This is a genomic window from Edaphobacter sp. HDX4, from assembly GCF_036877565.1.
Classification (GTDB): domain Bacteria; phylum Acidobacteriota; class Terriglobia; order Terriglobales; family Acidobacteriaceae; genus Edaphobacter.
The window spans coordinates 133,451-160,147 of the sequence record NZ_JAEDXW010000002.1; the positions used below are offsets into that span (position 1 = coordinate 133,451).

At 56.4% G+C, this 26,697-nt stretch carries 21 protein-coding genes; 7 read left to right on the forward strand and 14 right to left on the reverse strand.

The window, feature by feature from the left end; genetic code table 11:
- Nucleotides 1-149: 149 nt before the first annotated feature.
- The 6 genes from JAO29_RS03060 to JAO29_RS03085 all read right to left on the reverse strand — a co-directional run bounded on the left by JAO29_RS03060 (nt 150) and on the right by JAO29_RS03085 (nt 6,109).
- A complete protein-coding gene (locus JAO29_RS03060; protein ID WP_334266706.1) occupies nt 150-1,544 on the reverse strand; it encodes a DUF3300 domain-containing protein in 1,395 nt (464 codons plus the stop codon).
- Nucleotides 1,545-1,669: 125 nt separating this feature from the next.
- Nucleotides 1,670-2,428 (reverse strand): LytR/AlgR family response regulator transcription factor, encoded by a 759-nt coding sequence (locus JAO29_RS03065; protein ID WP_334266707.1) that lies wholly within the window; start codon nt 2,426-2,428, stop codon nt 1,670-1,672.
- Nucleotides 2,409-4,379 carry a sensor histidine kinase gene (locus JAO29_RS03070; RefSeq protein WP_334266708.1) on the reverse strand — a complete coding sequence of 657 codons (1,971 nt, stop codon included), beginning with the start codon at nt 4,377-4,379 and terminating at the stop codon, nt 2,409-2,411. The genes JAO29_RS03065 and JAO29_RS03070 overlap by 20 nt, the downstream gene beginning before the upstream one ends.
- Nucleotides 4,380-4,476: 97 nt before the next feature.
- A complete protein-coding gene (locus JAO29_RS03075; protein WP_334266709.1) occupies nt 4,477-4,731 on the reverse strand; it encodes a hypothetical protein in 255 nt (84 codons plus the stop codon).
- A gap of 61 nt (nt 4,732-4,792) precedes the next feature.
- The gene (locus tag JAO29_RS03080) at nt 4,793-5,200 is read right to left on the reverse strand and encodes a hypothetical protein (protein WP_334266710.1); all 408 of its coding nucleotides are present in this window, start codon (nt 5,198-5,200) and stop codon (nt 4,793-4,795) included.
- A gap of 186 nt (nt 5,201-5,386) precedes the next feature.
- Entirely contained in the window at nt 5,387-6,109 is a 723-nt protein-coding gene (locus JAO29_RS03085) for a hypothetical protein (protein WP_334266711.1), read from the reverse strand.
- A gap of 187 nt (nt 6,110-6,296) precedes the next feature.
- Here JAO29_RS03085 and JAO29_RS03090 point away from each other — a divergent pair, with 187 nt between their 5' ends.
- Nucleotides 6,297-6,485: a hypothetical protein gene (locus JAO29_RS03090; protein ID WP_334266712.1), complete on the forward strand. Its 189-nt coding sequence runs from the start codon at nt 6,297-6,299 to the stop codon at nt 6,483-6,485.
- 984 nt (nt 6,486-7,469) lie between these two features.
- Nucleotides 7,470-7,550, forward strand: coding sequence for a hypothetical protein (locus JAO29_RS23375; RefSeq protein WP_442886305.1), 81 nt, complete (start codon nt 7,470-7,472; stop codon nt 7,548-7,550).
- A gap of 489 nt (nt 7,551-8,039) precedes the next feature.
- On the opposite strand, the gene JAO29_RS03100 is transcribed toward JAO29_RS23375, so the two are convergent.
- Nucleotides 8,040-8,972 carry a zinc-dependent alcohol dehydrogenase family protein gene (locus JAO29_RS03100; RefSeq protein ID WP_334266714.1) on the reverse strand — a complete coding sequence of 311 codons (933 nt, stop codon included), beginning with the start codon at nt 8,970-8,972 and terminating at the stop codon, nt 8,040-8,042.
- A gap of 698 nt (nt 8,973-9,670) precedes the next feature.
- Nucleotides 9,671-9,943, reverse strand: a complete 273-nt coding sequence (locus JAO29_RS03105) for a CPBP family intramembrane glutamic endopeptidase (RefSeq protein ID WP_334266715.1) — start codon at nt 9,941-9,943, stop codon at nt 9,671-9,673.
- Nucleotides 9,944-9,983: 40 nt separating this feature from the next.
- Between JAO29_RS03105 and JAO29_RS23380 the strand changes: the two genes are divergently transcribed.
- Nucleotides 9,984-10,487 (forward strand): winged helix-turn-helix transcriptional regulator, encoded by a 504-nt coding sequence (locus tag JAO29_RS23380; RefSeq protein ID WP_442886296.1) that lies wholly within the window; start codon nt 9,984-9,986, stop codon nt 10,485-10,487.
- On the opposite strand, the gene JAO29_RS03110 is transcribed toward JAO29_RS23380, so the two are convergent.
- The 3 genes from JAO29_RS03110 to JAO29_RS03120 are packed head-to-tail and all read right to left on the reverse strand — an operon-like array spanning nt 10,410 to nt 15,535.
- On the reverse strand, nt 10,410-11,786 hold the full coding sequence (locus JAO29_RS03110; protein WP_334266716.1) for an aldehyde dehydrogenase family protein: 1,377 nt from the start codon (nt 11,784-11,786) through the stop codon (nt 10,410-10,412). The genes JAO29_RS23380 and JAO29_RS03110 overlap by 78 nt on opposite strands.
- A 24-nt stretch (nt 11,787-11,810) precedes the next feature.
- Complete coding sequence (locus JAO29_RS03115) at nt 11,811-13,637, reverse strand: acetolactate synthase large subunit (protein WP_334266717.1); 1,827 nt, start codon at nt 13,635-13,637, stop codon at nt 11,811-11,813.
- A gap of 44 nt (nt 13,638-13,681) precedes the next feature.
- On the reverse strand, nt 13,682-15,535 hold the full coding sequence (locus JAO29_RS03120; RefSeq protein WP_334266718.1) for a phosphoenolpyruvate carboxykinase (GTP): 1,854 nt from the start codon (nt 15,533-15,535) through the stop codon (nt 13,682-13,684).
- A 349-nt stretch (nt 15,536-15,884) separates the two neighbouring features.
- On the opposite strand from JAO29_RS03120, the gene JAO29_RS03125 reads away from it, so the two are divergent.
- From JAO29_RS03125 to JAO29_RS03135, 3 genes are all read left to right on the forward strand, one after another.
- Nucleotides 15,885-17,882: a winged helix-turn-helix domain-containing protein gene (locus tag JAO29_RS03125; protein ID WP_334266719.1), complete on the forward strand. Its 1,998-nt coding sequence runs from the start codon at nt 15,885-15,887 to the stop codon at nt 17,880-17,882.
- A gap of 590 nt (nt 17,883-18,472) precedes the next feature.
- A complete protein-coding gene (locus JAO29_RS03130) occupies nt 18,473-19,801 on the forward strand; it encodes an MFS transporter (RefSeq protein ID WP_334266720.1) in 1,329 nt (442 codons plus the stop codon).
- A 208-nt stretch (nt 19,802-20,009) separates the two neighbouring features.
- Nucleotides 20,010-20,711, forward strand: coding sequence for a DUF2490 domain-containing protein (locus JAO29_RS03135; protein ID WP_334266721.1), 702 nt, complete (start codon nt 20,010-20,012; stop codon nt 20,709-20,711).
- On the opposite strand, the gene JAO29_RS03140 is transcribed toward JAO29_RS03135, so the two are convergent.
- From JAO29_RS03140 to JAO29_RS03145, 3 genes are all read right to left on the reverse strand, one after another.
- Nucleotides 20,665-20,961 carry a response regulator gene (locus JAO29_RS03140; protein ID WP_334266722.1) on the reverse strand — a complete coding sequence of 99 codons (297 nt, stop codon included), beginning with the start codon at nt 20,959-20,961 and terminating at the stop codon, nt 20,665-20,667. The two genes, JAO29_RS03135 and JAO29_RS03140, sit on opposite strands and share 47 nt — an antisense overlap.
- 424 nt (nt 20,962-21,385) lie before the next feature.
- Entirely contained in the window at nt 21,386-21,607 is a 222-nt protein-coding gene (locus JAO29_RS23385) for an AAA family ATPase (protein ID WP_442886297.1), read from the reverse strand.
- 1,131 nt (nt 21,608-22,738) lie between these two features.
- Nucleotides 22,739-24,928, reverse strand: coding sequence for an alpha-galactosidase (locus JAO29_RS03145; protein ID WP_334266723.1), 2,190 nt, complete (start codon nt 24,926-24,928; stop codon nt 22,739-22,741).
- A 271-nt stretch (nt 24,929-25,199) separates the two neighbouring features.
- Here JAO29_RS03145 and JAO29_RS03150 point away from each other — a divergent pair, with 271 nt between their 5' ends.
- Complete coding sequence (locus JAO29_RS03150) at nt 25,200-26,684, forward strand: tetratricopeptide repeat protein (protein WP_334266724.1); 1,485 nt, start codon at nt 25,200-25,202, stop codon at nt 26,682-26,684.
- Nucleotides 26,685-26,697 lie beyond the last annotated feature (13 nt).

Below are 26,697 nucleotides of genomic sequence, written 5' to 3' on the forward strand. Positions count from 1 at the left end.
CTGCTTACGAAATATTCCAGATGGACTGCATCCGAGGCTACGTGACGTTGGGCTCCTTCTTCTGCTTGTCCCCGCGAAAGTGTGTAGCTTGGCATTCACGCTCAAACTGGCTTCGAAACCAGGCTGGCCGTCGCTTTTGTGGCAAGGCGTCAAGACCGATGCCAAGTACGGTTGCCTCTCGCTCCCGAACGCGTCACTGTAGCGCTTCCGGTGCCGCGACCGCTGATGCCTGTCGTCTCCGATTGACCGTTACGGCCGGTAATAGTGGTCGAGCTTCCGCCTGCATAGCTCGAAGTTGACCGGGTGGTTGTACCACCTTGCGGACCGGTCATAGTTGCGTTGACATTGTTTGTTCCCTGACCGGTTATGGTGCGATTTGCAGTTTCACCGTTTGGACCCGTGACAGTGGTGGAGTTGCCACCTGCATAGCTCGAAGTTGACCGGGTGGTTGTACCACCTTGCGGACCGGTCATAGTTGCATTGACATTGTTTGTTCCCTGGCCGGTTATGGTGCGATTTGCAGTTTCACCGTTTCGACCCGTGGCGGTGGTGGAGTTGCCTCCCTGATACTGCGTAGTCGAGCGTTCATACGTTCCTCCATTTGGTCCCGTCCCCCAAACATTGGTTTGACCGTTTGCGCTAACAGCTGTCCGTCTCGCGACACCTCCATTCGCGCCGTAGAATACCTGGTGGTTGTAGGCGACCGCCCCGGAAGAGTGGTCATAGTAGCCGTAGTAGCCGCGGTTCGCGACCGTGGTGCTGCGAGAGACGTAGACCGTGTTGTTGTACACGACATTGTGTGAATACCAGTTCGTCCCCCAGTACGTGCAACCCCAACTATAGGAACCATAGAAACCGACAGCTACGCCCGATGTGAAACCGACGGCTATGCCCGAGGAGTATCCGACGGCGACTGTAACACCGGCGACAGGAGCGGGCGCCGCCACATAGTAAGCCGGATAAGCTGGAATCACGGCGCCGTACACAACCCACGGATTGTAGACGGGCACGTAGTAGACCGATGGATTCACCGGCTCAATGACGATGCCGGATGGCCGGTAGACGACGGTCTCCTGCGGCGTCGATATTAGGGTGCCCGCTGCAGACGCACGTTGACGCATCGCTTGAATCGCACCCATGACATCCTGTGGCTGGTTGTAATACGCGTTGCCAAGCTTGGCCGTCCAATCGAGGCTTCGGTCGAGATTCGACAGGACTGAAGGGAAAGCAGCCAACGACTTTACGCTGGGGTCCCACGGTTGGGTGTTTACCAAACGGGCCAGTTCCTGCGGCGGCATCCCGGCGTTCTGTTCGAGGAAGCGATCCGCTTCCACGATCTGAGATGAGTACGTTGAAGCGGCGAGAATCTGTGCAACCAAGGCATCAGGATAGAGAGCGATTGGCGCAACCATCTGATCGAGTTGGGCATAGTCGAGCTGAACATAACCAGCTTGAGGAGGAGGAGCCCCCTGTGCACGAAGGAGCGTTGCTCCGAGCGGCAGCAATGCGGCCAGAACAGGAGCGAAGAAAGGGCAGATTTTCATAATTTCTCTCCGTAACGGTGTTCAGATCTCACTCTGATAAGAACTCGGAAACACGATGTTCCGGCGGGAGGAAAACTGAACGCGGAAATCACGCTGTGAGCGCGCCCTGTCCGCGCGCGAACGAATTACAGTCCAGGCAGGCGCTGACGCAGCTCTGTGGCGCGGCGTTCGCTCACAAGCAGTTCGGTTTCGTTAGGATCGGACATGACCAGTATGAACGTGCTGCTGTCGTACGGCTTGATGGATTTGACGTTCGACAGATTGACAAGCACCTCGCGCCGCGCACGGAAGAAGGTTTTCGAGTCAAGCCCAGTCTCGAGCTGATTGAGCTGATAGCTTACCCAATAGTTCTCGGTTTCTGTTTGAGCCCGGACGATGCCGCCGTCGATATAAAACCAGAGGATTTCGGACGGGTCGAGCAGAACAAGCCGGTTGGCCTTGCGGCAGACGATGCGTTGCAGCCGCTTTCCACTGTCGGCCAGAGATTGCACACGCAACTCGTCCTCGTTGCGTTCCGCTTCCGAGGCAAGCAGGCGACGGGCTCTCTCAAGAGCAGCCGTGAGGCGCTCAACTTCGACCGGCTTCAGAAGATAAGCGATGGCATTTGCTTCGAACGCTTCCAATGCGTGTTCGTCGTAACTGGTCGCGAAGATGATGAGCGGCATCCGAATGGATGGCGGAATCGCGCGAACCACTCCGAAGCCATCCAACTCAGGCATGCGAATGTCCAGGAACACTAAGTCAGGGTTCAGAGACTCAATGTGGCCTAGCGCTTGGAGCCCATCCCGAGCCTCACCTACAATCTCAACGTCTGGAACATCGGCCAATAAACGCGTTAGTCTCCGGCGAGCGGAGTTTTCGTCGTCAGCAAGAAGTACTCTCATGCACCTCCTCTTTCCTTGTACGGAACACGATGCGGGCTTCCGCGCCACCCCCCTCGCGCGGGCGCAGAGCAAATGTGGCCCGGTTGCCGTAGGCGGTTTCGAGGCGCTTTTTCACGTTCTGAACCCCAACCTGCGCACCTGGCTTAGGTTCCTGTGCGGCGGGGAAACCGAGTCCCACACCATCGTCGGCAACGATCAGTTCGAACCCATCCGGGATGCGCCTCCCGGTTATTGTCAACGCGCCCCCCTCCCGTCTCGGGCTGATGCCGTGCTTGATCGAGTTTTCGACGAGCGGTTGTAACAGAAGGGCAGGAATCGTTTCCTGTAATAGGGAGGGATCGACCTCGAAGTGAACTCGGAGGCGATTTTCGAACCGCGCTTCTTCGATACCAAGATAGCTTCTGGCAAACTTGATCTCTTCTCCAAGAGACGTGAACTGGCGGTCGGCGTTCACTAGAACATAGCGGAAGACGGAGGCCAGACGCATCGTCATTTCCTCAGCCTTGTTCGGCGCCACAACGGCAAGATCGGCGATCGTATTCAGAGAATTAAACAGAAAGTGCGGGTTGATCTGTGCGCGGAGGGCGCGCAGCTCGGCATCTGCAATCTGCTCCCGCAAGATGCTCTCTCTCCTCAAACGTTCGAGTCTTGTCTCTTCCGCCAAAACCGTTGTAATACGGACTTGAATCTCTGCAGCAATCCTAGTCACAAAACTTAACTCGGTGGCTGTCCAGGGTGGCCGCATGACTCCCCGGCTTAACGCAATCCAATACTCTGGAGCTCCGTCATGGAACACAGGCAACAACACATCGGCGGATGGAGAAATGACGTTCGAAAGCGGACTGCCTGGTGATAAAAACCGCGGGTTCGGGCCAACCGCACCCAACTCCTTCCGGGAGGGGAACTCCGCTGCCGGAAGGAGGCGTGCGGAAGCCAGGCGCAGAGTGTCCTTCAGCGTCTCCTCTCCGGCCCGGTAAACGGCATCCCGATCCACCAGGGATGAAAGCGTTTTCCAGAATCGATGAATTTCCGCATCGAAATCGGGGACCTCGAAAACCCAGGAGTCGATCCACTCGTTGACGCGGCGGGCGGTGTACGGCGTCAGCAAGAGTGTCGCCGCGATCACGACGATCGAAAGGAGCGCCGCTCCCGTGTTCTGGCCTGTCTCGCCGCATAGCGCTGTGCTCACCTTCCACACCAGCAGCGAGACTCCCAGCCAAAGATAAAGCCCCGTGACACGCTTAAGAATGATGTCTGCCAAGCGAACACTGGCAAAAACAAACATCAGCCCGAGCACCACCAGCACATTGCAGAACTCGGCCAGCGTCGCGGAGGTGGTGGAATTGGAAAAAGTTGTGTTCAATGCAGCATTGGAGCGGTACGTGAACAGAAGGTTTGTTGAGATTCCGACCAGTCCAGTTGCCGCGAGGCCGGAAAACAGAAGCAGCCCCCGTGTCCTCATTTGCAGGTTACGGTAGTGCGATGCCTGGATACCCAGCAACACGGCGGAGATGATGCATCCTGCCGAAGCAATCAAAGGCAGCAGCGTCTCCGCGTGTAGTACGACCACCAACAGGAATCCCGCGATAATGGCGCCGATATTGCCGATCATGGCCCACTGCAGCCCAATCCGAGAGCCATCCGGGGTTGCAGATGCTCCAGACGAGCCGTAGTGAGCCGACAGAACGATAGGGACAGAGAGAATCGTGATCAGCAGGACGATCAATGTTGTTAGATTGAGCCAGAAGGGAATCGCATGTTCTGACCACGATAACGACGTTCCAATGATTCGCCCGAGACTGCCTAGGGAAATCAGAACGGCAATCGGGACAAACCCTTTAGGAATCTCTCCATTGCGCCGGATCCGATAGAGGGCATAGACGAGGATTCCGGCAACTGTTGCTTCGGCTGCCGCGCCGACGGTATGCAGCATCAAAACATCCGTGCTCACAATAGTCTCATCAGAGACCATCAACGGAGACAAGTCAATCATTTCAAATACCCGTGGAACCACGCCCGGAAGGCGAGGCTCGGCCGCTGCCTTGTACTCACGCCGAGGTGCGCGCCCCGGAGCGGTTATTGTTCGGCAAGTCGAGTGCGAGCGTCTGCGCATGGGACGGATTCCCGCCAGCGCAAACTGTCCGTTTGCGATCATCCGCTTTGATTTTCCCGATGAATGAGTTGAAGCCCAGACGAAGCATGAGCGCACACATCACGAGTAAGAATAGTATGCATAAAAGCTCGATCGCTTCGAGCATGTACCACACAAATTCAGCATTGTTCATCACGATAACCTCATTCACCGATTGCCCGGCTCCTTCCGGGCAACCGCGGATGTGTGGCCCGTCTTGTTGGCGGATGCGGTTATTCGCGGGACGCGCTCCAGGTAGCGCCAGTTTCCGTCGTGCCGCTCATTTTGTCGCCATTGGCGCTGCCCGAAAAGGTCAGCTTTCTCCCCATTGCGGAGACCGCAAACGTAATTCGATTCCCGTCCGAATCTCCCTTCACGGACAGAGTGCGGCGCGGCCCCGTGAAACGCCCTGTCAGGCGCGATCCATCCTGCTGAAGGTCCAACACGCCCTCCCGCGCATTGCCAGTGGGGTCGGTAAATGACAACTTCCATTTGCCTGACACGCTGGCCTGCGAACTGTCCTGTTTTGCTGCTGCAATGACGGCACTGGTGTGAACAGGCTGAGCCAGCACAACGGTGGTCACGACAGACGTGGCAAACATGGTGGTTAGGATTGCGAGTTTCGCGGAAGTAAGTTTCATTCTCTTCTCCAGATAGTAAGTTGAATTCTCTTTACGCCCGATTGCGGGCACGAGCCTTATACGGCATCTGAGGCCAGCAGGACACGGCGGTACGCTATTCCATCTCAAATGCGAGATATCGGAAGCGTCCGTCGCGCTCGATGCGCAACACCGCTGAATCGCCGGCGGTCAACCGGCTCCCTTTTGCTATTGAATTGCTTTAGAAAAATTCGACTGCTCAGTTGAAATGAAAATACCCTTCGCAGGCGCGTTGATGGTGGTGACGCCTGGGTAATGAGTTCCATCCGGTAACGTCGCAAACTGCACGATGGCGGTCACAGGATCGGAAACAGATTCCAAGTAGGTGTTCACTCTGATCCCACGAAGCCCCATCATCGGTGGGCCCAATTCCAGGCTCAGTGAGTCTCCCTGCTTCACATAATCGTGAATCACAACCGAATTCTCCATCGCCCCATTGTGCTCGAAACCCACGGGCCTCGTTTGGAACGCCTGCTGCAGCGTGCCCGGTGCCGGCGGAAGGTATCGCCCCATGAGACCGCGAATCTGGGAAAGCGATTCCTGCACCTCCTCGATTTTCATTTTCTCCACGTGCCGCATGAGGGGCCCGCCACTCGGCATCGGCGGCTGTTGCTGCGCTCCAAGCGAAGTCTTCAAGATGGTTCCATCCGGCGCATAGCGGCAGATCGACTGCATGGGCGGCTTCGAATGGCCGTTAATTGTTACCGTCGTGGTCTCGATCCACTGGTACGTATGCAGCCTCTGTTCGTTCTCCCGGCTTGCGGCTTGAATCGCCTGGATTTTTCCCTGGAGCGGCGGGGGAATCATGAGATTCTGCGGCCACGCGGCGGGACCAATCAACATCGATGCAACGGGTGAAAGCATTAGTGAAACTACTGTCGATTTCTTCATCTCATCCTCACGTTTTGAACTAAACATCTGTCTTCCCGCCGGACGGCCCAGCGCATGCGCAGCTGCCGCCTTCCGTTCTCTTCGATCACCACGACCCAGCTGCTACGAAAGTGTCGACTCGACTCGATAGGGTTCATAGTTAATTGCCTTTCCACTGAGGCATCCTCTCAGGCCAGCGAAGAGCTGCATGCCTGTTTCGACTGAGCGCAATGTAAACAATACGAACGCGGTGGATGAATGGTTGAGTGCATTTCGTCCGGTTCGCGCCCGGATCATTCACGAGCTAAATAAAGAGGCGCCTCAACTAAACAGCGCTGCCGATGACAGCGGCGTTGCCGGGCGGCACACGTTCACCACAGAGCGGGACCAGTCGTAGACGATGCGCAGCTCGTATGAGGGGGCGCTCGCGGGCCTGACATTGGCCATCGCGCTCGTCTACATACACGGGTGGTGAGATCCGGAGGCACCAGAAGGCTTCGCAGGATCATCGAAAGCGGTATTCAAATCGAAATGTATATCCGCGCCGTCGACCGCATGCCGATGGAAAGTGGCCGCGATATCAGACGCGCGCAGGATTACTCAGCCTAGCAGTTTGCTGCCAGCAAGGGATTCGCGAGTATATCCACGTTATTGCTATCGCTGTCATGCCAGACAGGAAAATTCTTTTTCAACGATGATCTCGAGTATCTCCCAAGCTCCGAGCTCAAGGAGCGTATAGATCCCAAGCTGATCGTCCTGTTTCAAATACATGCGGCCGGGAGTAACGATGACTGCAAGATCGCAAGATATATAGTGCACAGTCATCGAGTTGCTGCCCGGCGAGCTATCTCGAGAACCCAGGCAAAGCTGGACTCCGGCAGCGCACAAAGCGGATCGCTTCCTCAATGTACCCAGATGACTGTTTGTTCCATTTCTCTTCAACTCCTGGACGACTATTGCAAATGGCATTCCACTCGCTGAAGTTCCACTTAGCACGCGAAGTCCGACGGATTCTTGGACAATTCCGTAAACGACCTACGGATTGCTGTTGAAACATATACCCTTGGCCGCCAAGGGGCGGTCACGCCGTCAGAATGTCGTCGCATAGGATTTTGACACGACTGAGTCGCGCTCTCGCAGCACGCAAGCATTGGGATGGAGACCCCAAAGCCGCGCACAACGCTGATTCTCGCAGTGGAGACGAGAACCAGCCCGACTTGCTGGCTGAAGCCGAGAAGGGCGAGGCGCAGGCGAGGCCGGTTAGCTTCTCGTCTGCGGTGCCGTCCAATGCTGACGCGGCCCAGGCGATCTTCAAAGAGGATAGGCAGGAACAGAAGAATCGAGAGGCATCGCTGGAGCTTTCTCCATCGGCCTTTCAAAACTGTATGCCGCGGGAGACAGGGCTCAGATCGGCGATACACGAGGCAATGTGATCGACCTGGGGCTCCTGCGAACACCTTGATGGAAACGGGAAACTGGGTGAGCAGTGACTTGTATGACGGCCGCATCGTTCGAACCCCAACAGGTCGCGAACAGCAACGGGCGGCTCGAATGGGCATCACCACCCCCAGGCACGCCCGTAAGCACGCCGGCGACTCCGAACCCAATCGACTCGCGCCCGTCGTCTGTCCCCCATGCCGCTGGCCAGACCGCAGATTCCCATTTATACCCTTGAGCTTGCCACTTATCCCGCCCGTGCATCCCGCAGTTTTGAGTACAGATAAAGCGGCTTCAGTCCACTTCCATTCAGCAGTACTCGAATAATGCATTATCGCCAATGCGCGTTTCGAGGTGCTCTTGGGCTGGAAACGTGCTTTGCGTTGTTGTCAAAAGTTGAGATTCGTTGGACGCCGTAGTTAGCGAGTTCTCAACAGACTACTCGGAGAAGTCGAGCAAGATCCTTTCCTGTCCAGCCTCACCATCGGCCAGGCGTACTGCCTGCCGGAAGTCCTTAAGGGAATACCGCGCAGTCGCTGGAGGCGTAAGTGTTCCGTTCGACAACATGGTGAGGAGATCGCTCGTTGCTGCTCGAACTTCGCCGAGCGGCTGGGAAGGCACCCAACGCGGAAGCCACCACCCGCACGGTCGCTGTGGAATAGATCAAACGGGGAGCGAAGAGCGGCATGGTTAATTTCGCGGGGTCCGTCTGTCGATGACTGGAGAGGGCTCCATACACGAGCATGGTTCCAGCGGGAGCAAGGTTGCGGGCAACTTCAGCGCCGACTTCCCCTGCGACGCAGTCAATCGCTCGTTCAACGCCCTTGCCCCCCGTCAATTCCTGCAGGCGTGCCTTGAGGTCCTCGTCGGAGGTGTAGATGACCTCGTTACCTCCGAGGTTGCGTATGATTGATTCCTGCTCGCGCCGCCGGATGACGTTGATTGTCTTGAATCGATACTGCTGCGCCAGTTGAAGCACGAACTTCCCGACGCTGGATGCAGCTGCCGTCTGCAGGAGCCAGTCGCCCTCCTTGACCTTGTGCGTTGATAGGGTCAATGCCCATGCCGTCAAAGGATTGATGTAGGAAGTGGCGGCGGCCGGATCGTCCAGTCCGTCTAGAACAGGCACGAGTTTGTCCACTGGGCACACGATCTGCTCGCGCCAGGTGTTCCACGTGTCAACGAAGACTACGCGAGTTCCAACAGTCGAACCTTGCACGCCCGGACCTACAGCCTCCACAATACCCACGCCTTCGAGGCCCGGGCTGGCCGGCAATTCCGGTTGACGGCCATAGCGCCCGCGCGCCATGTGCAGGTCTGACGCGTTGATCGGGCTCAGCAGTACCCGGACCAGCGCTTCGCCAGGGGCCAAAGGCGGAGTAGGGATCTCAGCCAGTTCCAATACGCTCTTCGGTTCACCGGTCTCACGAAAGATCAATGCTCCCATCAATTTCCCCTAAGTCCTTGAGGTGATTGCTGATGCCGGGCCGGATGGTGATGAAGGAGAACTGCTTCGGTCCGAAGATTCTTGTGTACGGAAGAGTATCGTGTCAAGGGTGGATAAAGGGATCTCGTCGCTAGCACCGCTGAAGTCGAGCAGGCTTTAGGAGAATTCTCTTCCTGATGCAGCGGGCGTCAGACAATGCCCGTCACTCACTGTCCTGAAAACCAACCATTCTCCTCAACTCGCCTTCTCCCAGAATTCTCCACTCGAGCATAATCGCTTGGCGCTCTCTGACAAGTGATAGCGTCGTTTTCTTTCACTGCTTGGTTTGACAAGAAATTCGATGCCATGTCTTCCGGTCGATGAACTGATCCCGGTTAGAAACGGTCTGTGTCTCGCGCGCTCTTCTTGCGGTGCCAGAGGAGCCAGAGGCCGTTGAGTGTACCGGAACATGGTTTACATTCTGGACCGGGCACATGGTTTACATCCCTTGGGTGAAAGTGGCTCTGGTTGAGTGTTTGGGGTTGGGGTAGCCGGTTTTTAGAGAGATATCGGTCGTCGGCTTGCTTTCTATGGTCGCTACGGGTACGAAATTTTCCGAATAGCCATAGCGCTACGATTGAGGAACCAAAAACGAGGAGATAGCTGAGTATTCCGATGTGATCGACATGCAGGGTGTAGCCTTGCTCCACGATCGGTCGCTAAATCCCAGAACTCTCCTTCTCGCCGAGTGTCCACTGTCCGAAATTCCAAGCTCCGTGCAGACCAATAGGAACCGCCAATCCGCGCATCACGATGGCCGCCATGCCAAAGAGCAGTGACCCGCCGACGGTTCCGAGAATCGCATTAATCCACGTCGCTCCTCCGGCCAAATGTTCAAGGGCAAATACAAGTGCGACCGCGAACTGCGCGGTCCATGCAGCTTGTTCCCACTGCGGGCATTGTGCCGACTGCACGAAACGAACAGGCCACAATAAGCTGTGGTTTGGCGATCCTCGGCAGGCAGGGTGACCAATGCACCGACCCACCTGTTTCTATACGAAAGTGAAGCAGCATATCGCTAAGAGCATCGCTGAGAAGCCGGAACTGGTGCAGATCAGTACGTCCTATGGAGCGCAGAAGGAAGGTATACACAGTTCTTCGGTTAGGCCTTTACCGGAAGGCCGGAAACGGTTCGAGCGTTCGGCAGAATGTTCCGCGCAGACTGTCGTGAATCTCATCCATGGGAAATGGAAGACTAGGATTCTTTTACGATTCCGGCATGGCCCAGTGCGCTTGGGAGAACTAAGCCGAATACTGCCCCTGGCATCGAAGAAGATGCTAGCGCAACATCTTCGCGAAATGGAGCGAGACGGGCTTTGGGCCGATGCCGTCACCGGGGACCAATGTAACGGCACGTATCTTTGCTCACATTTTTCTCCTCGGACGTGCAGACGAACCTCAAAATCGGAATACGACCATCTTGTTCTGGAGCATGTCGCGCATGGTGTGGGGAATACCACCGGTCCCGTAGCCTGACTGGCGGCGGCCGGAAAAGGGCATCCAATCGGTTCGAAACGCCGTGTGGTCATTGATAAGTACTGCGGATGCATCGAGCAGTCGTGCCGCGGTTAGTGCGACATCGATATCACGGGTAAACACCGCTGACTGAAAGGCGAAAGGAAGGTTATTTGCGCGGGCAATGGCATCTTCAAGATCGGTATAACCGTAGATACAGGTAACGGGACCGAAGACCTCCTGCTGGGAAACGAGTGCAGCAGGGCCTGGTTCCAGAATCACAGTTGGCTGAAAGACTGTACTACTAATGCGCGCCCCTCCCGTCAATAGTTTTCCGGGGCCGTCGATGGCTTCTTTGACCCACGTCTCAACTCGATCGACTTCCTTCGGAAGAATGAGAGGGCCGACTTCGGTTTCGTAGAGGGTTGGGTCGCCGACCTCGAGTCTCTCAATGCGCCTGACGAAACGGGCTATGAAATCTTCTTTGATGTCCTCCTGAATGAAGATTCGCTGCGTCGATACGCAGACCTGACCCGCATGGTAATAGCCGCCCTTAACCAGAGGTTCGATGATCGTATCGATATCTGCAGAACGATCCACGATGACGGGGGCAGCGCCGCCATGTTCGAGAGAATATCTCGTGCCCGGCGCGAGCTTGGATCGCAAAGACCAGCCGACCCTTCCCGATCCGATAAAGCTCAGGAACGCTACTCGCTTGTCTGTGGCCAGAGTCTCAGCTAACGCATTGTCTTCGACCACCACGGTCTGACACCATGACTCGGGTAGGCCCGTTTCGTAGATCAGCTCAACAAAGCGGAGGCAACTGAGAGGCGTTGTTGCAGCAGGCTTAATGAGTACAGGGCAGCCGGTGGCGATAGCAGGAACGACTTGGTGCACGATTAGATTGAGAGGGTGATTGAATGCGGAGATTGCCACCACGATGCCAATGGGCTCAGGGGTGGTGAACGCCCAACGGTTTTTTGACGCTGGTGTAAGTCCCATCGGGACTTCTTCTCCAGCTAAATGCTCAATCGCCGAAATCGCGATCTCGATCCCATTGATCGCGCGTGTGACCTCGGACCGCGCGTCGGTCAAAGGCTTACCGCCTTCGCGGGCGATAAGGAGAGCAAAGTCGTATTGTTCTTGCTCCATCAGGAGAGCAAGATGTTTGAGGATTTCGATGCGCTCAAAAACAGGGAGCCAATGGGAGCGGTCCTTGAATGCCACGGCGGCGCGTTCGAGCTTGTGTTGCACACTGGCGGCGTCATCCAAGGCGACCTCGGAGATCGGAGCGCAGTCATATGGCTGATAAACAAGCATAGGTAACTGCCCGGATTGACAGCGTCAATCGAGCTTGATCGCCTTTCGTTTTAACTCGTCGTTCAGGACACGTTTGTTTTCGGAGTAATCGACAGGGACTGCGATCAGATGCACTCCTCCACTCTGGAAGGCGCCTTCAAGGATCGGCGCGAGGTCATCCGTGGCAGTGACACGTGTACCCTTCGCCCCGTAGGATTCGGCATATTGGACGAAGTCCGGATTTTCGAAGGAAAGACCAAAGTCGGCAAACCCTTCTGCCTCCTGTTTCCAGCGGATCATGCCGTATCCGCGATCCTCAATGATGAGCACAACCAGATTCAGATGAAGGCGATTGGCAGTTTCCAAATCCTGCGAGTTCATCATGAAACCGCCATCGCCGCACACCGCCATAACGCGTTTGCCGGGATACAGAAGAGACGCCATCATCGCCGAAGGAAGACCGGCCCCCATGGTGGCTAACGCATTGTCGAGCAGTATCGTGTTGGCGACATGGGTGCGATAGTTGCGTGCGAACCATATCTTGTACATCCCGTTATCGAGGCAGATGACACCATCCTCGGGCATCACACGCCGAACATCGGCGACAATGCGCTGGGGCGCCAGCGGGAAGCGAGGGTCATCAGCGCCCTCGGCAATGTGCGTAAGCACGACCTCCTGCACTCGCTTGAAATAGGTCGCATCCCAGGCCTTCTCGCCATCCACTACGGAGGCAAGGCGTGACAGGCTGTCGGCGATGTCCCCGATGAGTTGGACATGAGGGAAATAGATCTGATCGATATCCGCCGGATTGAAATCGATGTGAATGACCTTCGGGCCGCTGTCGCGCATGATAAAGGGAGGCTTCTCTACGGTGTCATGCCCCACGCTGAGAATCAGGTCCGCGTGGCGGCACGCAAGATGGACATAGTCTCCTTCCGAGAGTGCCGCCGTGCCGAGGTACAGGTCGGAGTTGCCGGTGACGGCGCCCTTACCCATCTGAGTATTGAAGAACGGAATCTCGAGCTGGCGGACCGCAGCGGACAACGCCGACGTAAGGCCAGGCCGGTTGGCGCCGCCACCGATCAAGACGAGAGGATGTTGTGCTGCCTGGAGCAGAGCGGCCGCTTCCCGGATCGCCTGATCGGACGCGACCGGGCGCGAAGCCGAACTGACCGGCACCAGTGTCGAACGCTCGGTCATCTGCCCGGCGATATCTTCCGGGAGTTCCAGATGGACTGGTCCGGGCCGCTCTTCCTGCGCAACGCGAAAAGCATCGCGAACAAGTGTTGGGATATTGCCGGCGTCGATCACCTGCTTCGCGGACTTGGTCAGCGGACGCATCATCGAAACGGTGTCGATGATTTGAAAACGTGCCTGACGGCTCTTGAGAATCGGCTTTTGACCGGTGATCATCAACATTGGCATCCCGCCGAGGTATGCATATGCCGCGGCCGTCACGAAGTTCGTCGCGCCTGGCCCGAGTGTGCTCAGGCATACTCCCGCCTTGCCGGTCAGTCGACCGTAGGTCGCAGCCATAAATCCGGCGACCTGCTCATGCCTCGTCACGATGAGCTGAATGTTAGAGCTCCGAAGGGACTCGACGAGGTCGAGATTCTCCTCCCCCGGCACGCCGAAGATGTATTCCACGCCCTCGTTCTCGAGCGCTCGCACGAGAAGGTCAGATCCTTTCACCGGATGATTGCCGTGGGAATGGGCGGTCGTGGTTTGGTTAACCTGTTCTTTCCCCGAGTTGGTCTGTTCGGAGAAGGCATCGGATACTCCCGCCGAGCGTTTGTCGGGCTTCGGCGATAATTCAGGGTTCGCGGATTCATCAACCGGAACACTCGGATGTATATCCATTGAGATAGTCACTGGGAGACCCTCCTGTCTCGTACTCTGTGATCAGGCGCCATGGGTCAGAGCCGGCAAATGAGGAGCTCTCTTTCGTAGATCATCTCCGGCGGGAGATGGTCGTGGAGAAGGATGAAGAACTCTTCGTGGCCGATCACTTCGCGTTTCCATTGATCGCGATCGACAGCTTGTAGGGTGTCGAATGTCTCGCGCGAAAAATGCAGCCCTTGCCAGTTGATGTCATTGAAGTGGGGAGTCCAGCCGATCGGGGTCTCCTTTCCCTGAGCGCGGCCACGGACGCGGTCGACGATCCACTTTAGGACACGCATATTCTCGCTATAGCCAGGCCACAAGAATTTGCCCGTTTCATCCTTTCGGAACCAGTTGACGTGGAAGACGCGCGGGGTCACTGAGAGCGAGCGCTGCATCTTGATCCAGTGACGGAAGTAGTCACCCATGTGATAGCCGCAGAAAGGCAGCATGGCCATCGGATCTCGTCGAACTTTGCCTGTAGCCCCGGCGGAAGCGGCGGTTGTCTCCGAGCCCATGGTTGCGCCTGCATAGACGCCTCCGGACCAGTTGAAGGCCTGATAGACGAGCGGTAGGGTCGTGGGCCTCCGCCCGCCGAATATGATGGCAGAAACGGGAACACCTTCGGGGGCCTCCCAGTCCGGATCGATCGTGGGACACTGCGAGGCGGGGGCAGTAAAACGTCCGTTAGGATGGGCTGCCGGTCTTCCGGTGGCCTTGCCGATCTCGGGAGTCCAGAACTCTCCCCGCCAATCGAGGCACTCGGCAGGCGGATCGTCAGTCATGCCCTCCCACCAGACGCCGCCTTCCGGAGTGAGAGCGACGTTGGTGAAGATAGTATTGCGAGCGAGTGTGGCCATCGCGTTGGGATTGGTCTTGACCGAGGTACCAGGCGCAACGCCGAAAAAACCGGCCTCGGGATTGATGGCGCGGAGCTGGCCTGTGGCGTCTGGTTTGATCCAAGCGATATCGTCGCCGACCGTCCAGACTTTCCAGCCCTCAAATCCGGCGGGAGGGATAAGCATGGCCAGGTTGGTCTTCCCGCAGGCGGAGGGAAAGGCCGCGGCAACGTAGGTCTTCTCTGTCTTGCCGGTCTCGTCCTGTGGCGATTCCAGGCCGAGGATCAGCATGTGTTCGGCCATCCAACCCTCGTCACGGGCGATGTTGGAAGCGATGCGCAGGGCGAAGCATTTCTTGCCGAGGAGCGCGTTGCCTCCATATCCACTGCCGTAACTCCATATCTCGCGGGTTTCCGGAAAGTGGACGATGTATTTCTCGTCATTGCACGGCCAGGGCACATCTTGTTCCCCGGGAGCGAGCGGCGCGCCGACGGAGTGCACGCAGGGCACCACACGCTTTTCGCCTTTGTCAATTTCGGCGAAGACGGGCGCGCCGATTCTGGCCATGATCCTCATGTTGACCACAGCGTAAGGCGAGTCGGTAAGCTGGACCCCGATCTGCGACATGGGCGAACCGAGGGGTCCCATGCTGTAAGGCAGGACGTACATGGTGCGGCCCTTCATGCTGCCGCGGAAGAGCTGTTTAAGCTTCCTGCGCATCGCGAAAGGATCTTCCCAGTTATTGGTCGGACCGGCATTGTCTTTGGACAGGGAGCAGATAAACGTGCGGTCTTCGACCCGAGCGACATCGTTCGGTGTTGAACGGGCATAGAAGCAGCCGGGCCAAAGCTTCTTGTCCAGCGGGAAGAAAGTACCGGTATCGACAAGAAGATCGCAAAGCCGATCGTACTCGGCCTGGGAGCCGTCTACCCAATGAATGTTGTCGGGCTGGGTCAGATCAGCCATCTTCTCGACCCAGCGGGTCAGGTGTTTGTTCTTGCTGAGAGGAGGAGGGTACGCCATGATCTCGGTCGAGTTCGCTCTTTGCATGGGCTATAGCTTAGCCACATACTTCCCTTAGCTCTCTACAAGTTCTCCTGAACATTTTCTTAAATAAATCTAAAACTCACTAAGCTGCTTATATTCAGCAACTTGAACTGCGGGGAAAGATTGACGGGAAAGGATCGAGGATACAAGCAGAATGAGGCTTGAACGTATCGCAATCCTTGAATGTGGAGGCGATTTACTATTAGTTAACCCGCTTGCCGTGACGCGAAGGCTAGGCCGACGCTGCTTGACCCAGTTTCAATCGCTCACGTATACGAGTATTTTGATAAATCTCGCAGTCTGGAGCTGCCGAGCTTTAGCCCTCATGCCTGGGAGGAGGGTCTACGGAATCATGACGCAAGATGAGTACATCTATGAGTTCGGCCAATTCCAGTTAAATCCTACTGAACATCTCCTGCTGTGCGACGGGAAAAAGGTTTCGCTTACTGCGAAGGCCTTTCAAATCCTCGTGGTTCTGGTTCGCAATTGCGGCCATCTGGTTGATAAATCTGAACTGCTCGTCGCGGTTTGGGGAGACACTTTCGTTGAGGAAGGAAACCTTGCCGTCACTATATCCATGCTCCGCAAAGCCCTGGGAGATGATCGCAGCGAGAACAGATATATAGAGACGGTCGCAAAGCAAGGTTACCGCTTCCTCCCGACGGTAAAAAAGATACGGTCCGTGGCCGCTCCCGCGCCGAACGACTCTCGACCTGCCGAGGAAATGGAACCGGTCTACATTTCTTCCTCGCCTCCGACGGATGCTCCTGTTCCGAATGTGATGACAGGGAGCGCAGGCGGACGATCAAGATCCAACATCTGGAAGGCGGCTGGCCTGATCGTGATCGCTGTCATCGGCGCATTGGCGTTTCATGTTCAATCCAGCGTGCAGGCATCCAAGCATCCGGTGGAACCGATTCATGCCATCGCAGTATTGCCATTCGAGATTCACGGCTCCGACGCGAGCAGTAGCCATATCGGCATGGGAATAGCCGATGATCTTATTTCGAAGTTCGGTGGCACAGATCGTATCGTGGTTCGTCCCGCAGCGGCTGTGATGAAGTATGCCGGCGGAAAACTGGATCTCTCTACTGTTGCCGATGAGCAGAAAGTCGACGCCTTGCTAACAGGCACGATCAATTCCTCTGGCGGGCAGGTTAGTGTTGCGGCGAAGCTTGTCTCTTCCAGGGGGAATACGCTTTGGTCGGGAGCATATGAAACGCCGATTACCCAGATCGGCGACCTGGAGGACCGGATCGAAATACAGGTTGTGCGGGTCCTCTACCCGGACCGCAAGCCATTGGCACGCGTCAAAGAGGGTTTACGCGATCCCGAGGCGTACCAGCTATATATAGAGGGACGGTATTTCTGGAATAAGCGGACCGCAGATGGGTTCCGCCACAGCATTGAATGCTTTCAGCGGGCGGTATTGAAAGACCCAGGGTATGCGAATGCCTATGCCGGCCTGGCGGATTCCTACACTCTCCTTGCGTCCTATGGTGTCGAAGCACCGGAAGAGGCATATCCGAACGCCAAGGCTGCGGCCTTAAAGGCGTTGCAATTGGATGACTCGCTGACAGAAGCTCACACTTCCTTGGGCATGGTCGCTCTTTACTACGAATGGGATTGGTCCAAGGCAGACCGGGAGTTCCGCCGCGCGATCGAACTGAATCCAAACTATTCGCTGGCATATACCTGGGATGCATTGTATTTCGCCGCAACGGGTCAACCCGCACAGGCTGTTCAACAGGCTGCCAAAGCCAAGGAGATCGATCCGCTGTCGCTGCTTGCGAATCGGGTACTGGGAAGGGCCTTCTACTGGAACCACCAGTACGACCAGGCCATTACCAATTACAGACATGCGATTGAACTGGATCCCTATTGGGCTCGGGCGCACACCGGTCTTGGCATGGCGCTGGCAGCCCAAAAAGACTACGTAGGCGCGATCTCTGAGTTTCAGCAGGCGAACAGGCTTTCAGGCGCCGACGCATACCTTGACGGATTGATCGGGTATTGCGAGGCTATGAGAGGAAACACGAAAGCTGCGCGTCGAATTCTCGCGAGTCTGACGGCCCGGTCTCACTCTCGGTATGTCCCCGCATTCAGTGTCGCGCTCGTTTCGATTGGACTTGGCGACCGAAACCAGGCGATGGCCTGGCTGGAAAAGGCGTATCAGGATCGCTCGACCTACATGGTCTACGCCAAGGTGGATCCTCTTCTAGACTCAGTTCGCTCCGATCCGCGGTTCGTTGCGCTCATAACCCGGATGGGATTCGACGGTCAGAATGGAAAGCGTGAATCGCCTGCAACCATTCTTTCCAGCAACGATACAACAGGTCTTGTCCCCTAATAGGGGCTCCCCTCACAACAACCTATTGACGTTATCCGAGTAGCCGCGGGCCCCTTCGACGTGCTCTGCGATTGCTATTCCGATGCGCGGCAAGGACCATCTCGCCCATCTTCCTGGGCCGATCGACCGCGCTATACCGTTCTACTTCGCGTAAATCGCTGATTTTGCTGGTTAATAACAATTTAAGGATTCTCTTGCGTTTTCAAAAGGACAAACGTCGTCATGCGCGACTAGAAGTCTTAGCCGGTAGTGAAAACCGTTTGTGATGGTGTTGAACTTCATGACAAATACAGCCCCGAACGCGGTCGACAGACGATGTGGCCATTATCTTCTTGAGGCATTTTCGTTCTCCTCGGCTCGGAGAGGTTCATCGGCCAGCAAGGTACTAGTCAGTCAACAAGTACTCGCAAAGATGAGCCAAACGTATGAAGCAGGGATTTGACAGTAATGACAGGAATCGAGACGAGTCGTGGAAATAAATGCAACTGAAATTAGATGTATTGGGATTGTTGGGCGAGGCCTTCCACTGGTTGGCATAGGCATAGCCATGGTCACATCCCTTTTCGTCCCGACGACCGCGGGGGGCCAGAATGCGCTCCCTCGCAGAGCATCGGAGACTACGAGTGTCTAATCGCAGGAAAAAGATAAAAAACGTTCTCCTCGTTTCCGGAGGAAACTTTCTGGACATGTATGACTTCATGGTGTTCGGTTACTACGCACCCTGGATCAGCAGGGCGTATTTCCCGAAAGCGAGCGAGTTCGCATCCCTGCTGCTCACATTTGCGGTCTTCGGCGCGGGTTTTCTCATGCGACCGCTTGGTGGGCTTGTATTGGGGGCATATGTGGACCGCCGAGGACGACGAGCGGGACAACTGATGACGCTCGGACTCATGGCAGTTGGTACGCTCTCTATAGCCTGTACTCCTGGATATGCCACGCTGGGGGTGCTGGCTCCGATTCTTGTGCTCCTTGGACGGTTACTTCAGGGCTTTTCCGCCGGCGCTCAGTTAGGTAGTGTGTCTGTATACCTTTCCGAAATCGCGACGCCCGGACATGAAGGTTTCTATGTGAGCTGGCAATCGGCCAGCCAACAAATCGCGGTTGTATTCGCCGCCTTGCTCGGCATCACCGTCAGCTCACACCTATCTCCGTCGGCATTCGCAAGCTGGGGTTGGAGGCTGCCATTTTTTGTCGGCTGTCTGATCATCCCTTTTATCTTCTTGGTGCACAGCTCACTGGAAGAGTCGCCTACGTTTCTCCTTCGTAAACCGCAGCTGTCCACCATGCAGGTGTTCAGGAAGCTGGCACAAAATTGGAGGCTGATCACTCTTGGAGCGATGCTCGTCACCATGACGACCGTGGCCTTTTATCTGATCACGGCCTACACCCCAACGTATGGCAACGTAGTGCTCCATCTATCTCCGCGCGAGGGTCTCATTGTGACCTTGTGCGTGGGCGTCTCGAATTTCGTGATGTTGCCGATTATGGGGGCTTTATCCGATCGGATCGGCCGCCGGCCCTTGCTCCTTTCATGCGCCCTGCTCATGCTGCTGAGTTGTTATCCAGCAATGTCCTGGCTCGTTGGCCACCCATCGTTCACGACGCTCTTGGCGGTCGAACTCTGGCTCTCGTTCCTCTATTCGGGCTACAACGGAGCGATGGTGGTGTACCTCACGGAGATCATCCCCACAGAAGTGCGCACCGCTGGATTCTCGTTGGCCTACAGTCTAGCGACCGCAATTTTCGGTGGTTTCACGCCAGCTATTTCTACTTACCTTATTCACTTCACCGGGAATAAGGCCATGCCGGGGGTCTGGCTCTCGTTTGCCGCGGTCTGTGCAGTGACCGCTACTCTCGTAACGCGCACTGGTGATCGAGCACGGAGGTTGGGGTACTCGGTCGCAGCCGTAGACCTATGAGGTATTCGTAATCAGCGAAAGAGCGGGGGCAACAAGTTGATCGTATTTAAGTTTTGATCCAACAAACATACCGGTCGGTCGGGACAAGAGCGAGTTTTCTCAACAGCACTCTCAGACACACCTCCGGCCCCGATATTGCTCTTCGTGCCGTTTCTCATCGTTGTTCTAGGTCACGCAGCCTTGGAAAGGGTGCGTTGGGAGGTCATCTATGTTTCGAAAATGGCAATTCGCTGGTTGCGCAATTGCGGTTATTTTCGATATGAACAGCGCAAGGGCGCAGACGGTTCCGGCCACGGATCTCCAGCAGTGGACCATGGTTTCTGTAACTGACCAAGTAAGGCCAAAGCTGGCGTTTACAGGCTTCGGGGAAGTCCGCTTTGGGAACAATTCAACACAGCTTGACGAGGAGTTGCTGACAGCGGGAGCCATTTATTCCCCCACGCGTTGGTTCTCTGCCGGTAGTGGATATCTTTACATTCACGCAAACCCAAATCTCAGCGGAATTACTCATGAAAACAGGTTCTATACTGAGGCCATCTTCAGGGCCCCGGCATTTCACGGTTTCTTGCTTTCCGACAGAGTCCGGCCCGAGGTGCGATGGTTGCAGACGCCCACCAAGGCAAGATTTACGCAGCGGTACCGCGACCGCATCACGCTGGAGCGCCCATTGACGATCCAGCAAACCAGGTACGTTCCGTTTCTTCGGTACGAGAAGTTTTACGATATGCTCGCTGAGGACTGGAGCAGAACGCGATACTACGGCGGGTTTGACCGGCCACTGTTTGGGCGGTCGACCCTCGAGGTCTACTACATGCATCAGGACGACGCGTACTTTCGCCCCTATCACAAGAACAACATCGGGGTCAGTCTGATGTGGCACGTTGGGGGAGCGCACGGGGACCGCCACTGATCGCTGAACAACCGCTGTACAAACATGCTGCGAGCTTGGAATCACGCAAGCGTCTCCCTGGCGCAGCTGCAATCTGGGGAACTCCAGATATCGTAGGCGCCGTGAGCATGAGTACAGGAACATAGGTCTCCTCTCGAATACGCTGCAGCACCGCGAAGCCGTTAATGCCGGGAAGCATCACGCCCGGGATCACGAGAGAAAAGTCTTGTTCTGAAATTTGTCCGATGGCATCTTCGCCTGTGGCGGCCACCGTCAGGCAAACTCATCGCGATCGAATAATTGAGTCAGAAGCGTCCCCAGTTGCAAGTCATCGGTCCCGTGCCCAGGCTTGACGTCGCCGGGAGTCTTCTCTCCGCAGCATCTCAGGGTATCCGCCCACCAGTACCGCATGGACAAGGTGATCGCCAAAGATATCCGGCCCCTGGCTTCACCAATTTGCTGTTGAATGCCGTTCTCAGGAAAAATGGGCTCTTTGCCTAGTATCTCGGCTCTGGAGATCGGCATCAGGTTCACCATTTCCATGCGGCCCGCAAGACTTGCGGAGACTTGAGGCAGAGTGAGATGTTGGCAGATCCCGTCAGCAGGAAACGTCCCGCCCTGCCGTCGCTATCGACAGATCGTTTATCGCCCTCGAAAGTTCCGGAGCTCTTTGCACTTCATCCATGGTGACAGATCTAATCCACGCACAAAGCCAGCCGGATCGTTGCGAGCGGGTTCGAGCACCGTGTGTGATCCAAGGTCACATACTCGCGTTCCCCGTTACCGAACTGACGGAGGAGCGTAGTCTTGCCACATTGGCGGGGTCCGATCAGCATGACCACAGGAGTGTCCGTAAGCGCAGTAGCCACACGTTTGGCTGAGAATCTCGGAAATAGCTGGGAATCGATCTCAGCCATCTCGGATTGTTGTAGCGTCTAATCCGGATTTGACACCCGTCCAATTCGGATTATGAACTTGTCTAAATCTGAAAGCCGCGGCCTACCATCGCAGTTCGTCAATCAACCTGATCTTCGATCGCGTGTCTTTCGGTCGATCAACTGATCCCGGTTAGGCTAGGGACGCTCTGTGTATCGCGCGCTCTTCCTGCGGTACCAGAGGGGCCAGAGGCCGTGCCTTTCCCTCGCCAGCTCGAGAGGAATCGTCAACTCCACCGAGGTGCCGTTGTTCGGCCGGCTCAGAATACTGAGGACTGTTACGATCTTTCGAGCGCGGGCTCGCATGTTGTCGATGCCCCAGCGTCCCGGGCGACCCTGATCCGCCACATCAGGATCAATTACGTCGCCGTGGTCAGACGACTCGCATGCGGAGCTCCGCCGTGAGATAAGCTATTCCGATTTCGACCGCCGATCCCTTGGAGTGCTTGAAGGCATTACCGAGAGCCTCCGGGCTTAGGCTTTGATCGAGAAGTTTGCTAAACGGCGGTAGTCGGGGTTGGTCAGGTAGTCTCCTAGAAGAAATGTGGGCTGATCCGCCACGGGTAGCATTTGGTAGCAAATAGTGCCCAGAATGCAGGTTTTTACCGACTGCTCCGGCTGATAAGCCCTTTAAGATCCATCAGCCGTCCACTTCAGTGCCACCTTCACACGGTGGAGGCCGGACGAGTTACGCGACTAGGTGAAAGACCAGCCACTCTCGCGGAATCCGCGACAAACAGGGAACTAGGAGCCCACGCAATCCGTCTGTCCACGACCAGGTGTATCCAGAAGCGGTGGGGGAGATGAGCCTTCGGTCGAACCAGAGACTCCTCTCGTCTCAAAACTTCACCAAATTCTTCACCAAATTGTGCGCCAAAAAGTCTCCAAAGTGTCCTTTCGGCTCCATCTCCTCCATTGAAAGCAAAGGTGCTCCGAGCCTGACGACCCGCCTATTAGCCGAAGGGTTGTAGGTTCGAGTCCTACCTCAGGAGCCATATAAATCAATCGTTACAAACCTCTTTCCGGAAACTACCGAGCGAGCGCCTCATCACCCGGAACGTGATCAGACGTGCTGGTATAGGAAGCTTTTGGCGGTAGAGTTTCTCGAATTGTCTACTGACGCGTGAGCACAAAGGCTGCGGCCTGGAAGTCCCCCTTCAGCGCCACGTCGATGCCGTGGTACATCCAATAGCCGCCGGTGGCGCTGGCAGGTGTGCCTTCCACCGCTTTGCCCGCGATCGGCTTGATTGCGTATAACGCATTTTCATCCAGGCCGCGCAGCCGAACCGTTGGAAAGGGGTAGTTCTCGCGGCTGGAGTGCAGAAAGGTGAAGAGAACTGTCTGTTTGCCGTCGCGCGCGACCGACTCGGTGACCGACTGCTCATTGCTCTCCGGCTGGATGAGCCGATAAAGCTGGCCCCGCTGCACCGTCTCCCGGATATCTTTGTAAGCTGCAATCATGTGCGAGGCGGTCGCGAAGTCCTCGTCTTTCCACTGGTTCAGGTTCGCGCCGATGCCCAGCGAACCCTGCATCGACGACAGGAATCGGTACTCAAGCGAGAGGGGGCGGTGGTTGACCCAAGTCGGTGAATCAGTAACCCATGCCATCATTACCGCCGGAGTGTAGGCGTAGGTGAAGCCGTTCTGGATGTACAGCCGATCGAAGGCGTCGGTATTGTCCGAGGTCCACACCTCGTCGGTCAATCGCAGCACACCTAGGTCCACGCGGCCACCGCCGCCCGAGCAGCTCTCGATCTCGACATCCGGATGCCGCTTTCGAAGTTGCTCCAGGATGTCGTAGTAGTTGCGGATGAAGTCCACGTAGACGTTCTTCTGCTCGTCGATGGGGACGGCAGGCCAGCCGGGCTCCGACCAGTTGCGGTTATAGTCCCACTTGAGAAACGCGATTTTGTTATCGTCCAGCAGTTTGTCCAACCACTCCAGCGTGTAGTCATGCACGTCCTTACGCGCCATATTCAGCACCAGCTGATTGCGACCCTCAGTGCGGGGGCGACCGGTAAAGTTCAGGACCCAGTCGGGATGGTTGCGGTAGAGGTCGCTGTTGGGGTTTACCATCTCCGGCTCCACCCAGATGCCGAAGTCCATGCCGAGGGAGTGCACCTTCTCGATAAGTGGTTTGAGCCCGTCGGGAAACTTCTGCTTGTTCACGTACCAGTCGCCCAGGCCGGCGTGATCGTTCTTGCGCTGTCCAAACCAGCCGTCGTCGATGACGAAGCGTTCTACGCCCATCTTCGCTGCTTTTTCCGCCAGCGCCATCTGACCCACAGCTGTGACGTCGAAGGTCGTCGCCTCCCATGAGTTGTAGAGCACGGGACGAATCTTCGGGTGCGGTGCGTGCGGCACAATGTTGTCCACCTCGAACCGGTGGAGCAGACGCGAAGCCCCACCTAGTCCCCGGTGGGAGTAGCCACCGTAGAACCATGGCGTTTCGAAGCTCTCACCCGCCTTCAATTGATAACCGAAGTCGAAGGTGTTGGGTCCACCGGTGATCCGTACGTCCTTCACGACGGTCTGCTCCACGGCGATCTGCCAAGAGCCGCTCCAGCCCAGCGCGCCGAACCAAACCTCGCCCGCGTCCTGGTCGTCGCTGGAGCCGTCGTCGATCATGAACCATGGATTGTTCTGCGCGCCGGTGGTGCCGCGGCGGCTCTCGAGCACTGTCTTGCCGCCGGAGACAGGCCGCATCTGCAGCGAATTCTCACTACCCCAGCGGCCGGTGACGTAGTGAAGGCGATAGCGATCGCCGCGCGGCAGGTTCCAGGTCGCCGATTGTACCTCCTCAAGTTTTATGGGCCCGTTGGTGCGGTTCTCGATGACGGCCTCACGCGCCAGCACACCGGTGTCCGAATCCATCCTGTACCGAAGCGTGACAAAGACGGCGCGCTCGATATCTTTCATGCGGATGCTGATCTCGTTGGGCCGGACCTCGCTGGAGACATACTCAAGTACAAGGTCGCGGTTGCCGTCGGGGAATGTCACCTTCAGGTCCGGCTCCACATACAACACGCCGCCCCAGCCTATGTACTCATGCGGCGTAACGGTCACGGGGCCATCGAACGAGGCGACCTCCTGGCCGCGCCGTGGCGTGGCAAACTGCTGCGATCCGGGCAGCCGGTGTCCCCAGTACATAGCCTGTAGCTCTTTGTGGTCGTTGACGCCAAACACATACGACACGTCGCCACCGTCGAGACGAAAGACCTTGGCCCCGTCCTGCGCTCGCAGCACTGGCAGAACGAGTCCCGCCAGCACCGTCATCCCAGCAACAAACCAAAGCCTCTTCAAAGCGGAGCTCCTTCGACACACCACAGTTTAGGATCGTTAAGTTCAGCCATGCTATCGAATCGGGAGACAAGAACAAAGGAGGATCGCGTGGATATTTGTAATCTTGTATGAATCCTGCCCTCGGAGGGTTGGGTAGACAACGAGTACAATGCCGACTGTCATGGTTCCTGCGAAATTAGCTTTATTTATGAGAGTCGGTGCTATCAGCTTGCTTCAAGCGTTGGTAATCTGTTTGCTTTCCGCTGGCTGTTTCGCAGCGCGCGCGCAACAGGTGAAGGCGGTTTCTATTCGCGGTGTAGTGAACGAGGCAAATGGCAAGCCCGTTCCCGATGCTCTGATTTCGTTGCAACCATCTGGTCTGGTGACACGAACAGACGCGCACGGTAGCTTTGCATTGGTTAATGTACGGCCCGGCAAATACTCTCTGCATGCCGAGAAAGCTGATGAGCATGCGTCGAGAGAGGTTTCTACGGACGATCAAGTGGCGCAGATCACTCTGGTCCTTGCTCCGAACGCTGCACGCACCGAGAGCATGGAATTTGCTGACAAACCCGACTTTACGGTCGCTGGCATCACCGATTGGACGGCGGTCGGCGGTCATGGGTCGGATGCAAGCCTGCGGACAAGTGAGACCCTGGCGCGGGAAACAGCGACGCTCAGGCCAGCCGAGGCAGTTCCTGCTCCTACGGGCGACAGGGAGACCGAGCTACGCACTACCGCAGCAGCTTCGCCGCGGAGTTTTGCTGCGAACCGCGAACTCGGCAAGTTCTGTCTGCAAAACAGAGACTATCGTGAGGCCGTGCTTCCGTTAGAGACTGCTTTCCGCATCGATCCCGCGGATAAAAGCAATGAATATGATCTTGCATTTGCCTACAAGGAAGCCGGCGATCTAAAGCGGTCACAGGAACATATACGTCACCTGCTGGCTGAAGAAAACACCGCAGAGCTCCACCGCCTTGCGGGCGATGTGGATGAGGCAATGGGCGATGCACTGTCTGCTGAACGTGAGTACGAGACAGCTGTGCATCTCGATCCAAGTGAGCTGAATCAATTTACATGGGGCGCCGAGCTATTGTTGCATCGCGCTATATGGCCAGCGGCTGAGGTTTTCAGGAAAGGGATAGCGGCCTATCCGAAATCGCCGAGGATGTTGTCTGCGCTGGGCGTTGCACGGTTCGCCAGTGCGCAATATGAAGAGGCTGCTCAGCATCTATGCGAGGCCGCAGAATTGAATCCGCAGGATCCCGCACCCTACACGTTCCTGGGCGAGATCGAGATAGCCTCGCCTGCTCCTCTGGGTTGTGCGGAGCAGAAACTGGCTCGATTTACGCAGACACAGCCGGATAATGCACGCGCAAAGTACTACTATGCGATGGCAATCCTGAAGCGCCAGGGCGTACCCGCAAATACGGCGGACATTGAATATGCGCGGTCGCTGCTCCTGAAGGCCACAGAGCTGGATCCGAAGCTTGGCGAGGCTTATCTTCAGATGGGAATTTTGAGCATGGACAGGAAAGAGTATCGACAGTCCATCGATCTTTTCACGAAGGCAGTTGAAGCGAATCCGCAGCTCGGAGATGCACATTACAGACGTGGAGTCTCCTATCAGCGTCTGGGTTTGGCAGTGCAGGCCAAGGAGGAGTTCGAACAGCATGACGCGATTGAGAGGGCGCAGGCGCAAGCTGTCGAGCAGAAGCGAACCAGAGTCAAGCAGTTTATGGTTGTCCTGCAGGGACAATCAGCAGACGCGAAGTGATCTCTGTACGGGG

Excerpts from the sequence above, each read along its gene's own strand:
- JAO29_RS03060 (WP_334266706.1), bottom strand. The coding sequence starts at position 1,544 with ATGAAAATCTGCCCTTTCTTCGCTCCTGTTCTGGCCGCATTGCTGCCG.
- JAO29_RS03110 (WP_334266716.1), bottom strand. The coding sequence starts at position 11,786 with ATGCTTGTTTATCAGCCATATGACTGCGCTCCGATCTCCGAGGTCGCC.
- JAO29_RS23380 (WP_442886296.1), top strand. The coding sequence starts at position 9,984 with ATGCACCGACCCACCTGTTTCTATACGAAAGTGAAGCAGCATATCGCT.
- JAO29_RS03135 (WP_334266721.1), top strand. The coding sequence starts at position 20,010 with ATGTTTCGAAAATGGCAATTCGCTGGTTGCGCAATTGCGGTTATTTTC.
- JAO29_RS03065 (WP_334266707.1), bottom strand. The coding sequence starts at position 2,428 with ATGAGAGTACTTCTTGCTGACGACGAAAACTCCGCTCGCCGGAGACTA.
- JAO29_RS03100 (WP_334266714.1), bottom strand. The coding sequence starts at position 8,972 with ATGGGAGCATTGATCTTTCGTGAGACCGGTGAACCGAAGAGCGTATTG.
- JAO29_RS23385 (WP_442886297.1), bottom strand. The coding sequence starts at position 21,607 with ATGGCTGAGATCGATTCCCAGCTATTTCCGAGATTCTCAGCCAAACGT.
- JAO29_RS03125 (WP_334266719.1), top strand. The coding sequence starts at position 15,885 with ATGACGCAAGATGAGTACATCTATGAGTTCGGCCAATTCCAGTTAAAT.
- JAO29_RS03080 (WP_334266710.1), bottom strand. The coding sequence starts at position 5,200 with ATGAAACTTACTTCCGCGAAACTCGCAATCCTAACCACCATGTTTGCC.
- JAO29_RS03085 (WP_334266711.1), bottom strand. The coding sequence starts at position 6,109 with ATGAAGAAATCGACAGTAGTTTCACTAATGCTTTCACCCGTTGCATCG.
- JAO29_RS03120 (WP_334266718.1), bottom strand. The coding sequence starts at position 15,535 with ATGCAAAGAGCGAACTCGACCGAGATCATGGCGTACCCTCCTCCTCTC.
- JAO29_RS03090 (WP_334266712.1), top strand. The coding sequence starts at position 6,297 with ATGCCTGTTTCGACTGAGCGCAATGTAAACAATACGAACGCGGTGGAT.
- JAO29_RS03130 (WP_334266720.1), top strand. The coding sequence starts at position 18,473 with ATGCGCTCCCTCGCAGAGCATCGGAGACTACGAGTGTCTAATCGCAGG.